The 11,764-nt window shown below is 64.5% G+C and carries 12 protein-coding genes; 5 read left to right on the forward strand and 7 right to left on the reverse strand.

The window, feature by feature from the left end; all coding sequences use genetic code 11:
- Positions 1–813 precede the first annotated feature (813 nt).
- Together JJC00_RS20250 and JJC00_RS20255 are read left to right on the forward strand one after the other, a co-directional pair.
- Positions 814–1,506 carry a glyoxalase superfamily protein gene (locus tag JJC00_RS20250; RefSeq protein WP_200467735.1) on the forward strand — a complete coding sequence of 231 codons (693 nt, stop codon included), beginning with the start codon at positions 814–816 and terminating at the stop codon, positions 1,504–1,506.
- A 153-nt stretch (positions 1,507–1,659) separates the two neighbouring features.
- A complete protein-coding gene (locus JJC00_RS20255; protein WP_200467736.1) occupies positions 1,660–2,139 on the forward strand; it encodes a GNAT family N-acetyltransferase in 480 nt (159 codons plus the stop codon).
- 109 nt (positions 2,140–2,248) lie between these two features.
- On the opposite strand, the gene JJC00_RS20260 is transcribed toward JJC00_RS20255, so the two are convergent.
- Positions 2,249–2,476, reverse strand: coding sequence for a hypothetical protein (locus tag JJC00_RS20260; protein ID WP_200467737.1), 228 nt, complete (start codon positions 2,474–2,476; stop codon positions 2,249–2,251).
- Positions 2,477–2,735: 259 nt separating this feature from the next.
- On the opposite strand from JJC00_RS20260, the gene JJC00_RS20265 reads away from it, so the two are divergent.
- The 3 genes from JJC00_RS20265 (at position 2,736) to JJC00_RS20275 (ending at position 5,292) form a co-directional block, all read left to right on the forward strand.
- Positions 2,736–3,461: an outer membrane protein gene (locus JJC00_RS20265; RefSeq protein WP_200467738.1), complete on the forward strand. Its 726-nt coding sequence runs from the start codon at positions 2,736–2,738 to the stop codon at positions 3,459–3,461.
- Positions 3,462–3,628: 167 nt separating this feature from the next.
- Complete coding sequence (locus JJC00_RS20270) at positions 3,629–4,744, forward strand: AI-2E family transporter (RefSeq protein ID WP_200467739.1); 1,116 nt, start codon at positions 3,629–3,631, stop codon at positions 4,742–4,744.
- A gap of 155 nt (positions 4,745–4,899) precedes the next feature.
- The gene (locus JJC00_RS20275; RefSeq protein WP_200467740.1) at positions 4,900–5,292 is read left to right on the forward strand and encodes an NUDIX hydrolase; all 393 of its coding nucleotides are present in this window, start codon (positions 4,900–4,902) and stop codon (positions 5,290–5,292) included.
- Between the two features lie 205 nt (positions 5,293–5,497).
- Here JJC00_RS20275 and JJC00_RS20280 read toward each other — a convergent pair whose 3' ends face one another.
- From JJC00_RS20280 to JJC00_RS20305, 6 genes are all read right to left on the reverse strand, one after another.
- A complete protein-coding gene (locus JJC00_RS20280; RefSeq protein ID WP_200467741.1) occupies positions 5,498–5,785 on the reverse strand; it encodes a YciI family protein in 288 nt (95 codons plus the stop codon).
- Between the two features lie 71 nt (positions 5,786–5,856).
- Complete coding sequence (locus tag JJC00_RS20285) at positions 5,857–6,849, reverse strand: sugar ABC transporter substrate-binding protein (RefSeq protein ID WP_200467742.1); 993 nt, start codon at positions 6,847–6,849, stop codon at positions 5,857–5,859.
- Positions 6,850–6,892: 43 nt separating this feature from the next.
- On the reverse strand, positions 6,893–7,870 hold the full coding sequence (locus JJC00_RS20290; protein ID WP_200467743.1) for an ABC transporter permease: 978 nt from the start codon (positions 7,868–7,870) through the stop codon (positions 6,893–6,895).
- The gene (locus JJC00_RS20295; RefSeq protein WP_200467744.1) at positions 7,867–8,817 is read right to left on the reverse strand and encodes an ABC transporter permease; all 951 of its coding nucleotides are present in this window, start codon (positions 8,815–8,817) and stop codon (positions 7,867–7,869) included. Before JJC00_RS20295 ends, JJC00_RS20290 begins: the two co-directional genes overlap by 4 nt.
- On the reverse strand, positions 8,810–10,324 hold the full coding sequence (locus tag JJC00_RS20300; RefSeq protein ID WP_200467745.1) for a sugar ABC transporter ATP-binding protein: 1,515 nt from the start codon (positions 10,322–10,324) through the stop codon (positions 8,810–8,812). Before JJC00_RS20300 ends, JJC00_RS20295 begins: the two co-directional genes overlap by 8 nt.
- Positions 10,321–11,712 carry an FAD-linked oxidase C-terminal domain-containing protein gene (locus tag JJC00_RS20305; RefSeq protein WP_200467746.1) on the reverse strand — a complete coding sequence of 464 codons (1,392 nt, stop codon included), beginning with the start codon at positions 11,710–11,712 and terminating at the stop codon, positions 10,321–10,323. Before JJC00_RS20305 ends, JJC00_RS20300 begins: the two co-directional genes overlap by 4 nt.
- Between the last annotated feature and the right edge of the window lie 52 nt (positions 11,713–11,764).

Below are 11,764 nucleotides of genomic sequence, written 5' to 3' on the forward strand. Positions count from 1 at the left end.
TAGAGCAAGGGCGCAGGGAAGGCCGGGCGTCGGCGGCACCCGCGATCCGTGCGCTGGAAAAAAGCACACGGGGTGGATCACAGGTTGGCCGAACGTCCGGCCTTCCCCGCGCAATGGTTTACGGCGTACTTCGTGCTCTCCCCGGGGAGCGATGCACTATTGCCCCCGTTGCCTCGCGGATAGCTGATGTGCGCGCCCGGTCGGGCAGGGCTACATCACCGCGAGACGTGACGCACAGACCCCGGGCGTCAGGACCACACGACTTGGCCGTCCGCGCACGTCCTCGCTGGGACTTCGAGTGCTGGCGTGTGCTCACGCCCGAAGCCATGCGAAGACGCTGTCAGCGCCGTGTCATCCGCGCGAGAGCTGCTACTCACGGTATCCCGCCCTGCAAGGCTCGCCGCGCCCGACGCCGTCGCGTCCATCGCTGCCAGGCCCGCGGTTCGTGACGATCGCGATCCGCCCCTTGTCCCGGGCCTGGGTGTTTCGCTTGTACGATAAATCCGAATTTCGGTAAAGTGGAATATTTTTGCGGCGGAGGATTGACAGGCGCGTGGAGGATTTGCGCGGTGTTTTGCCCGACGGGTCACGGCTGCTTCTGACTCAAGGCGGACATCATCCATTGCGTCGTGGCAATTGACAGCGTGTTGCATCCGTAGCATTCTACCTGAAGGTAGATACGACCTGCCGCTTGCGCCCCCAACGGGGATGGTGAACGTATCAACGGTCTTTCATGGCCCTTTGCCCGAACGAGCGGGTCAGCAACGCAAGCACCTGGCACTTCTGTTTCGTTCAAGCAAAGGATGAAAGATCATGCGCGATTTTCGCGATGCCAAGGCAATGGCGCACACGGTTCGAGCCTCACTCGCTGACCAGGGCCTGAAGGTCACTAACAGCCAAAGCCTTGAACTAATAGCCAAGGCATTCGGTGCTGCTGATTGGAACACGCTCGCCGCTGCAATTCGCGGCGCGAGCACTTCGTCGCGCCGTGAGGTCGCGAAGCCATCAGTCACCATCGATGCCGGGATCAGGCCGCGGGCGCCGCGATTTGCCACCGAACTTGAACGCACTCTGCAACGCGCCCTCGGCTACAGCGATGTTCGAAGACATCAGTACTCGACGTTGGAGCATCTGTTACTCGCCCTCGCAGACGACGCCAGTGCTTCAAAGGTGATGCTGGCGTGCGGTGTCGATCTTGCAATGCTTCGGCAGAGCCTGACCGATTACATCGACAACGAGTTGCGGTCTATCGTGGTCGAAACTGGTGGTTCTCCCGGCGGGTCGCGGCCATCAGCGGCGTTTCAGCGGGTGATGCAGCGCGCCGAAGCACACGCCGAGCAGATGGGCCTGCAGGAAGTCACCGGGGCAAATGTGGTGGTCGTTATCTTTGCCGAGCGATTGAGTCCGGCGGTGCGGCGGCTCTACAATCAAAACATGACCGCCGAAGATGCGGCTGATATTGTCGAACGCGGCATTGCAAAGGGAGATAGGTCCTCCGCGCCCTGATCAGCGCAGGGCTGTGCCCGGGCTCCGGAGTAGTCAATTCATGGAGGTGGAGCGGAAGGGCGTTGCAGACCTTGCGACAGGCGCGTTTGGACCAGAACAGACGTCTAGGCGATGCTCAATTGAGCTAACATGTAGCTGAGAAATGGCGGCACAGTGGAAATCTTTACGGTACGAGGGGCCAAGCCCGACGAACAACGTGACCTGACGCGCCTCTGCGTGCGTGCCACGATGCATGCGGGATACGACGAAGCGTTCATCGACCGCACGATGCCCGCACTCACTGTAACCCTGCCATTCATCGCTGCGGATTTTGTGCGAGTGGCACAAGATAGCTCCGGCAATATCGTCGGCGTTGTCTCGGTGACACCGACCGCGCTGCAAGGAATTGCGCAGCTTCATCACCTTTTCGTTGATCCGGCGTATTGGAAACGCGGGATCGGCCGAGTTCTTTTCAGTGCGGCTTTGGTTCGTGCAAAACAGGTAAAAGCGGGCGCCCTTGTGATCTCTGCCGAACCCTCAGCGGAAGGGTTTTATGCGAGGATGGGAGCCATTAGGATCGGCGAAGCACCATTTTACTTCTCGCCGGACATCGTATTGCCTAACCTGCTGTACGTGATACCTCGCGAGACATGATTGGCTGCACCAGTCGGTCTCTCGTCCGGTTATCGTGCTAAAGCTCAAAGGCGAAGTAAGCTCGGCCGCTCGCAGATCGCAAACAGTTCAGCTTGCTCGCTCCGCAGCTCTACCACCCGACGCCCGCCCAACGCCGGCCAAATATCGGCGGCTTGGTCTTCACCGCCGACCAGCCGAAGAAGTGATGCTTGCCGGACCAGCTGTGCACCACGCCGCTGCAGATGCTGCATTTGAAGTGGCCTGAATGCGGCTCGGCATGCTCCTCCCTTGTCGCGGTGTAGTTCATGCTGCAACCGGGGCAGGTGAATTCTTCGATCGTCCAGATGCTGTTGGCCATTGCACCGCAAGTGTTTTGGGGACCTGGCCTAAGCGTAGGTACGAGACTTTGCAGCCGCGTAAACCGGCCGGCGGAAATCCGGTTAATCGACGTTAGGCAAACCCGGCTCTGCTCGCGGTCATTGCAGGGCTTTCCCGATATTCGCAGCGCCCGTTAGTCCAAACCGCACCGCCGGTCGGTCCAAGCGCGTCCTTGCTCGGACAGCTAGATTTCACCCATCGCTCTGGTCGGGCGGGCAAAAGTCGTTGGGGGTGAGATCATGGGCAAGAGACTGGTTCTGACGGCTGCGCTGTTGTCGCTGGCAACGCCGGTCTTTGCGGCTGACATCATCGAACCCGCGCCGGTGGTCGAAGCGCCGACCGCGCCGGCTCCGATTTTTACCTGGACCGGGTTCTATATCGGCGCCCATGGCGGCGGTGCCTGGAGCAAGTGGACCGGCATCGATCCGACCGATCCGATGGCGACCTGGAGCTCGGTGACGGCCAGCGGCGGCGTGGTCGGTGGCCAGATCGGCGGCAACTACCAGATCAGCAATTTCGTGGTGGGCCTCGAGGGCACCGGCGCCTGGTCGAGCGTCACGCTCAATACCGGCGGCCCGTTCGGGGGCGGCGCAGGCTTCAACCTGTCGCTCAAGAACGACTACATCGCGACGGTCGCCGGGCGCTTCGGCGTCGCCTTCGATCGCGTCCTGCTTTACGCCAGGAGCGGGGCGGCCTTTACCCGCGACAAGTACAGCGCCAGCAACGGCCTGGCTGGCGCGCTCGCCGGTTCGGCCTCGGGTAGCTTCAACCGCTCCGGCTGGCTCGCCGGCGGCGGCGTCGAATGGATGTTCATGCCGAACTGGTCGGTGCGGGCCGAATACAACTATCTTGGCTTCGGCACCATCACTGAGCAGCCGGTGACGACGGGCAATCTGGTGGCCTCGCCCGCCAATGTGAAGCTGAACATCCAGACCGGCACGGTGGGCGTCAACTATCACTTCTGAGGGCGCGTTCGGGCGCCTTCGTCACAGCGGTTTCATCTTGAAGCACGACGCGGCCGGTCCCCGATGGGCCGGACGCGCGCCCGCTCGTCTTGACGCCCGGCCCGTTGCTGGCAATAACCCTAGCCCGCGCAAGTGCCGGAACCCGGGTTGATGCCGCAACGAAAGCCGTGCCTGTGAAAAGTCTGCGTCAGCTCCTGACGGGCGAGGACGTCATCCAGCTCGTGATCCGGCTCGGCCTGTTGGCGCTGCTGATCATCTGGACATTTCTGATCATCCGGCCGTTCGTGCCGATCCTGGCCTGGAGCGGCGTGCTCGCGGTCGCGTTCTATCCGGCTTTCAGCTGGGTCGCCAAAATCCTGGGCGGGCGGCCCAAGACCGCAGCTGCGATCCTCACCCTGATCACGCTCGGCATCGTCCTCGGCCCCGCAACCTGGCTCGGCATCAGTGCCGTCGATGGGGCGAGGGAGCTCGCGCACGAGCTCGGCACCGGTGATCTTGCGCTCCAGTCAGCGCCGGTGCAGATCAAGTCGTGGCCGGTGATCGGCCCGACGCTCTACGAGCTCTGGGACCAGGCCTACAACAACATCCGCGCCGTGCTGCGCGAGGTCGCGCCCTATCTCCAGCCGTTGGCGGGACCGCTTTTGGTGCTCGCGGGCGATGCCAGCCTCGGCACGCTCCAGTTCCTGGTCTCGGTGTTCGTGGCCGGTTTCCTGTTTCCGCACGGGCCGCGCTTGGTTGCGGCCGGGCGCGGCTTCCTGTCCCGCATTGTGCCGGAGCAGAGCGAGCATTTCCTCGTGCTTGGCGGCGCCACCATCCGCGCGGTGGCGCAAGGCGTGATCGGCGTCGCCATCGTGCAGGCGCTGCTGGCCGGCATCGGCTTCAAGCTCGCAGCCGTGCCGAGCGCCGGCCTGCTTGCCTTCATCGTGCTGCTGCTGTCGATCGTGCAGATCGGCGCCTTCCTCGTGCTGCTGCCGGTGATCATCTGGATCTGGACCGCCAAGGACGTGACCACGGCGCTGGTGCTCACCGTGTTCTTCGTCCTTGTCGGCTTCATCGACACCATGCTGAAGCCGCTCGTGATGGGACGCGGTCTCAACACGCCGACCATCGTGATCTTCGTCGGCGTGATCGGCGGCACGCTCGCCCACGGCATCGTCGGCCTGTTCATCGGGCCGATCATCCTGTCGGTGGCGTGGGAAATGGCGGCGGCGTGGATCCGGACCGAAGACCGAACCGCGGCTGCGAAGCCGAATGCGATGCCGCCAGCCGACGAGGCTCGCTAGCTGGGCAGCCCCAGCGGGTTGCCCGGACGTTTGCGCACGTCGTATGCGTGTGGACAACGATGGGGCCGACGGTATCCGGGTGGTCGCCGAACTTGTCTAATGGAACAGACAAGTTACGATGGCGCCAGATTCTTTTTCGGTTTGCGACAGTAGTAATGGCGAAGTCTTCCAAGCTGGTGGCCGCGAGGCGCGGCAAGGTTCTGTTGGTCAGGCGACGGGCGGACGGTCTCTGGATGTTCCCCGGGGGGCGCAAGCGCGCGCGCGAAACCGAGAAGGACTGCCTGCGGCGCGAGATCAGGGAAGAGCTGCCGAAGCTGAGGCTCGGCCGGATCAGCCTCTGGAAGGAAGTGAAGGCCAAGAACAAGCGTTCGGGCCGCAAGATGAGCGACGCGATCTTCATCGCCAAGAGCGCCAAGGGCCGGCTTGCGATCGGCGACAAGAAGGAGATCGACCGCGCCGCCTGGCAGAAGCCGCGCGGGATCCGCCTGACCGCGACCTCGCGCTACATCCGCGATCGCCTGTTTCCGAGGAAGCACCGGCGGAGCTAGTTAGGCGCCCGGCTGTGACAAATCGTCCGGTCACTCCGCGCGCGTGTGAACCAGTTCACAAGCTGCTGCCGAGAGGACTGCTATAGAGGCGTCATTGCCTTACCAATCCATTTTTCTTGAAACGCCCCAGTGCCCCACGCACTGGGGTTTTTCGCGTTCGGCGAGAGGCACCGGATTGGTCAACCCTGTTTGTCAGCCTTGTCTCTCAGCCTTGCCGCCGCAAAAACCCCGTGATCGTGACCTTTTCCCAGATGCCGGCCGCTGCGAACGGATCGGCGCGGTTGAAGGCCTCGACCTCGGCGCGGCTGGGCGCCTCGATCAGGAACAGGCTGCCGATCATGGTGGCGCCGTCGTCGGCGACCAGCGGTCCCGACATCACGATCTTGACGCCGAAGCGCGTGGTGTCGCCGAGGAAGGCCTTGTGGGCATCGTAATTGGCAAGCCGCGTCGGCAGTGTGCCGGTGCGGTCAATGGCATGGATGGCAAACAGCATGACGTCTCCGGGAGTTTTTTGGGGACGGCTGTCATGTCAGCCGTCCCGTCGAGTGATCAGAACAGCTGCGGTTACTTCGCGCCGAGCTTGCTGGCTTCCTCGAAGGTCGGGCAGGTGCGCTGCTCGAGCGGCTGGTCGAAGGGCTGGTAATTGTCCTTGGTGATGACGGTCGGCTTCAGCACGATCTCATTGATAACAGGCTGGTTGCGCAAGCTGCGGACCGCCATCATGGTGCCGAGGCAGCCCTGGAAAAATCCGTTATAGTCGCCGCTTGCCAGCAACTTGCCCGACTTGATCGCGTCGATCGCTTCCTTGGTGCCGTTGATGCCGATCACCTGGGCCTTGCGGTTGGCGCCGTCGAGCGCCTCGATCGCGCCGACCGCCATGGCGTCGTTGGCGGCGAGCACGCCGTCGATCTGTGAAATCGATTGCATCAGGTTTTCCATGACCTGGAGCGCCTGGAGCCGCTGGTAGTTGCCGGGCTGCGAGGCCAGCAGCTTGGCGCCCGGGTTCTCCTTCAGCGCGTCGTTGAAGCCGCGGACGCGATCGACATTGGTGAGCGAACCCTTGACGCCCTCGATGATGACGATGTTGCCCTTGCCGCCGAGCGACTTGAGCATGAAGCGCGCGGTCTCGAGCCCGAGGCTGTAATCGTCGGCGCCGACGAAGGAGAGGAATTTGCCGCCGGCGGAGCGGTCGGTGATGTTGACGACAGGAATCTTGGCGTCGTTGATCTTCTCGACGCCCGGCACCATCGCCTTGTAGTCGACCGGCGTGAACACGATCGCGCTCGGCTTTTTCACCACGACGTCCTCGATCTGGCTGAGCTGCTCGGGGATCGAGTCCGGCTTGGTCGGAATGTACTGCAGCGTCTTGGCGTTCAGCGTCTTCGCCATGTTGTCGGCGCCGACCCGCACCGTCTGGAAGAACGGGTTGGTCTGGTTCTTGGTGAACACCGCGATGGTCTCGCCATCAGCGCGCGCCTGCGTCGTCAACGCGGCCGCCATCACGAGCGGCAGTGCGAGATAGCCAAGTCTCTGCTTATAGCCAAGTCTCTGTTTCATGTCGTCTCCATCCCCATTTTGGTTTGTTGGATTGCTTGAAAACTCATTGCGCGCGGCGGCGTGTCTTCATGTCGAGCCAGACCGCGAGAATGACGATGATGCCGGTGACCAGCGGCTGCCAATTGGCGCTGACCGAGAGCAGGTTCATGCCATTCAGCACCAGCGTCAGGATCAGCGCGCCGATGAAGGTGCCGAACACTGTGCCGACGCCACCGAACAGCGAGGTGCCGCCGATCAGCACGGCCGCGATCGCCGGCAAGGTCAGGCTTTCGCCGATGTCGGCCTCGGCGGAGTTGAGCCGGGACAGGAAGATGATCGAGGCGAGCCCGGCCATCGTGCCGGAGACGGCGTAGACGAGCAGAAGGCGCCGCGTGACGGGAATGCCGGAGAGGCGGGCGGCGACCGGATTGGCGCCGATCGCGTAGATTTCCTGGCCCCAGATCGTGCGCTGGGCAAACAGCGTTCCGATCCCGAGGAAGACCAGCAGCAGATAGACCGGGATCGGCAGGCCGAACAGGTAGCCGCTGCCGATCTGGCGGAAGCCCGCGGGGAAACCGTGCAGCGTCTCGCCCGCCATGTACCAGTAAGTGAGACCGTTCAGCACCCAGAGCATGCCGTAGGTGGCGATGAAGGAGGGGATGCGCAGCGCCGTCACCATGATGCCGTTGAGGAGGCCGACGATGCCGCCGCAGGCAAGTCCCGTCAGGATGCCGAGAACAGGCGATCCCGTGGTGTGGATCACGGTCCCGGCGACGCAAGCCGACAGCGCGACATTGGCGCCGACCGAGAGATCGAGGCCGGCGGTGAGCACCACCAGCGTCAGGCCCGAGGCGATGAAGAAGGTGAGGCTCGCCTGGCGCAGCACGTTGAGGATGTTGCCGAGGCTGAGGAAGGAGTCGTTCAGCACCGCCAGCACGGCGCAGATCAGCAGCACCGCGAGCAGCCGATAGAACAGCTGGATCGCGTCCTGCGACAGGAACGAGCGTGGCGGCGACGGGGCCTCCTTGGTGATGTCGGTCATGCCCGGCTCCTGAGGCCGTCGAGGAACAGCGCGACGATGACGAGGACGCCGACGCTTGCGACCTGCACCGAGGACGGCAGCGAGATCAGGTTCAGCCCGTTGCGCAGCACGCCGACGGCGATGACGCCGAGGAGGGTGCCGAGCAGCCAGCCATTGCCGCGCTCGAACGAGGTGCCGCCGACCGCGACCGCCGCGATCGCATCGAATTCGAGGCCGAGGCCCGCGGTCGGATGCCCCGAATTCATCCGGGCGGTCATCAGCAACCCGGCGATGCCGGCCATGGTGCCGCCGAGCGCGTAGACCGCGATCAGCAGCTTGTTGGGCGAGAGGCCGGCATAGCGGAGCGCCTCGCGATTGCCGCCGAGCGCGAACACGTAGCTGCCGAAGCGGGTGTGATAGAGCAGGCCGTGGAAGGCGGCATAAGTCACGAGCGCGATCATGATCGGCACGGGAATGCCGAGCAGCGTCGCCGAATAGACGTCGCGGACGCTATGGGGAATGCCGACCACGCTCTGGCCGTCGGAGACGATCAGCGACAGGCCCTGCGCCATGCCGAGCGTGCCGAGCGTTGCTACGAAGGGCGGGATGCCGAGAATGGCGACTAGCCAGCCGTTGACGGTGCCGAAGGCCGCGCCGACAAGGACGCCTGCGCCGAGACCGAGCAGCATCGACTTGGTCGCGAGCGAGACGATGGCAACGCAGAGCGAGGTCAGCGTCAGGACCGCGCCCATCGAGAGGTCGAGCCCCTCGGTCATGATGATCAGCGTCATCGGCAGCGCCAGCATGGTCAGGATGGTCGACTGCACCAGCACGTTGGAGAGATTGGCCGGAGTGAGGAAGCCGGGCGCGATCGCGCCGAACAGCACGATCAAGCCGCCGAGCACGATGGCGACCCCGGGAATGCGCTGCAGCGGATTGGGTTGAGAGACGACCGCGGCCTCACGCATGATGCATCCCCAATCGCACGATGTTCTCCTCGGTCAGCTCGTTGCGCGTCAGATGTCCGGCGACGCGGCCCTCGCGCATCACATAGGCGCGATCGCAGACATGGCAGATCTCGACCTGCTCGGAGGAGATCATCAGGGCCGCGGCGCCTTCGGCGACCAGTCGGTCGATCAGCGCAAAAATCTCGGACTTGGCGCCGACGTCGATGCCGCGGGTCGGCTCGTCGAAGATGAAGAGTTTTGCGCCGGCAGCTAACCACTTGCCGATCACGACCTTCTGCTGGTTGCCGCCCGACAGGAGCCCGACGGTTTGGCGCGCACTCGGGGTGGCGATGCGGAGCTGCCGGATCAGGCCATCGGCGGTGCGCTGTCCGCTGCGCGGGTCGAACAGCCCGCTCGGGAACAGCCTTCGCAGCGCCGAGACCACGAGATTGTCGCCGACCGAACGCAGCAGCGCGAGCCCCTCGCTCTTGCGGCTCTCGGGGATCAGCGCGATGCCGCGGCGGGCGGCGATATCAGGCTCGCCGGAGATCGGCTTGCCGTCGAACACGATCTCGCCCGAGGCGACCGGATCGGCGCCGAAGATCGCGCGCGCCACCTCGGTGCGGCCGGATCCGACCAGGCCGCAGAGGCCGACGATCTCGCCGCGGCGCACCTCGATGTTGATGTCGGAGATTCCGCTCGGCGAGGTCAGGCCCTTGACCTGAAGCAGCACCTCGCCGGGCTTGTCGGCAAAATTGCGCGGATAAGTCATGTCGACGGTGCGGCCGACCATCATGCGAACAAGCTGGTCGGGCGTGACGTCGGCCGGGCGAACGCCGTCGATGCGGCGGCCGTCGCGCAGCACCGTGATGCGGTCGCCGAGCGCGAACACCTCGGCCATGCGGTGCGAGATGTAGACGATGGCGACGCCATCGGCCTTCAGCCGCGCGATCAGCGCGAACAGGAGCTCGCTCTCGCGGTCGGACAGTGCGGCCGTCGGTTCGTCCATGACCAGGATGCGCGCGTTCTGGCTGATGGCTTTTGCGATCTCGACCATCTGCTGCTGGGCGACGCCGAGCGTGTTCACGGTGATGGACGGATCGATGTCGAAGCCGATCGTGTCGAGCAGGCGCTTGGCATCGGCCAGGATCCTGCGGCGATCGATGGTGCCGGGAATGCGGCCCTTCGGCTCGCGGCCGAGGAAGATGTTCTGGGCGATGTCGAGATAGGGGACCAGCGAGAATTCCTGGAAGATCACGGCAATGCCGAGCTTCTGCGCATCCGCCGTCGAGGCGATCGTGACCTTCTTGCCCTCAAAGAAGAATTCGCCGGCGTCGGCGCTGTAGGCGCCGCACAGCACCTTCATCAGGCTCGACTTGCCCGCGCCGTTCTCGCCGAGCAGCATGTGCACTTCGCCGGGGTAGAGCGCCAAGGACACGTCATCCAGCGCCTTCACGCCCGGAAACGTTTTGCTGATGCCGCGCAGCTCGAGCAACGGCGTCGCTGTGATCGGGTCGGGAGCGTTCATGGCTGCGCTCCCGCAAAAATCTTGCCGGGATTCATCAAGCCTTCGGGATCGAGCGCGGTCTTGATTGACCTCATCACATCGACCGCGTCGCCGAGCTCATCGGTGAGATAGCCGATCTTGCCGAGCCCGATGCCGTGCTCGCCGGTGCAGGTGCCGTCCATCGCGATGGCGCGGGCGACCATGCGGGCCTGCAGCGCCTTGGCGCCGTCGATCTCCTCCGGCTTTGCGGGATCGACCAGGATCAGCATGTGGAAATTGCCGTCGCCGACATGACCGACGATGGGCGCGGTGAAGCCGTGCTCGTCGGCGTCGCGGCGGGTGTCGGTCAGGCATTCGGCAAGCCGCGAGATCGGCACGCAGACATCGGTGATGACAGCACGCGCGCCGGGCCGCAGGCCCAGGCCGGCATAGAGCGTGTTGTCGCGGGCATGCCAGAGCCGGCTGCGGTCCTCCGGCGCCTTGGCCCATTCGAAGCCGCGGCCGCCGTGCTCGGCGGCGATCGCCTGCGCCAGCTCGGCCTGCTCGGCGACGGCACTCTCCGAGCCGTGGAATTCGAAGAACAGCGTCGGCGCCTCGCGATAGCCGAGCTTGGCGTAGGCGTTGATGCCGCGCATCATGACGTCGTCGAGCAGCTCGACGCGCGCCACCGGAATGGCGGCCTGGATGATCCCGATCGCGGTATCGACCGCGTTGTGCAGGGTGTCGAAGCTGCACACCGCAGCCGAAATCGCCTGCGGCAGCGGATGCAGTTTCAGCGTGATCTCGGTGATGACGCCGAGCGTGCCTTCGGCGCCGACGAACAGCCGGGTCAGATCGTAGCCGGCCGCGGACTTGCGGGCGCGGCGGGCGGTGCGGAGCACCCGGCCGTCTGCCAGCACGACTTCGAGTGCCATGACATTGTCCTTCATGGTGCCGTAGCGCACCGCCATGGTGCCGGAGGCGCGCGTGGACGCCATGCCGCCGATCGAGGCATCCGCGCCGGGATCGATCGGGAAGAACAGCCCGGTGCCGCGGAGCTCGGCATTGAGCTGCTTGCGGGTGATGCCGGGCTGGACCACGACATTCATGTCGCTGTCGTGGACCGTCAGCACCTTGTTCATGCGGGTGAAGTCGATGCAGACGCCGCCTGCGATCGCGGACGCATTGCCCTCGAGCGAGGTGCCGACGCCGAACGGCACGATCGGCGTTCCTGCGCCGGCGCAAAGCTTGACGATCTCGACCACTTCCGCAGTCGTCTCCGGGAACACGACGATATCGGGGGGCAGGGCGCGGTAATAGGACTCGCTCTGACCATGCTGGTCGAGCACGCCGCGCGCGATGGTCGCGCGCGGGCCGATCACGCCTGTCAGGCGTTCAGCCAAAGCGGCACTGCTGACCCGCGGTCCCATCGTCTCTCCCCGTCTTTCGTCGTCGCAGACTGTTGTCAGTCCGTCGATCCGA

The sequence above is a fragment of the Bradyrhizobium diazoefficiens genome, assembly GCF_016616885.1.
GTDB lineage: Bacteria > Pseudomonadota > Alphaproteobacteria > Rhizobiales > Xanthobacteraceae > Bradyrhizobium > Bradyrhizobium diazoefficiens_F.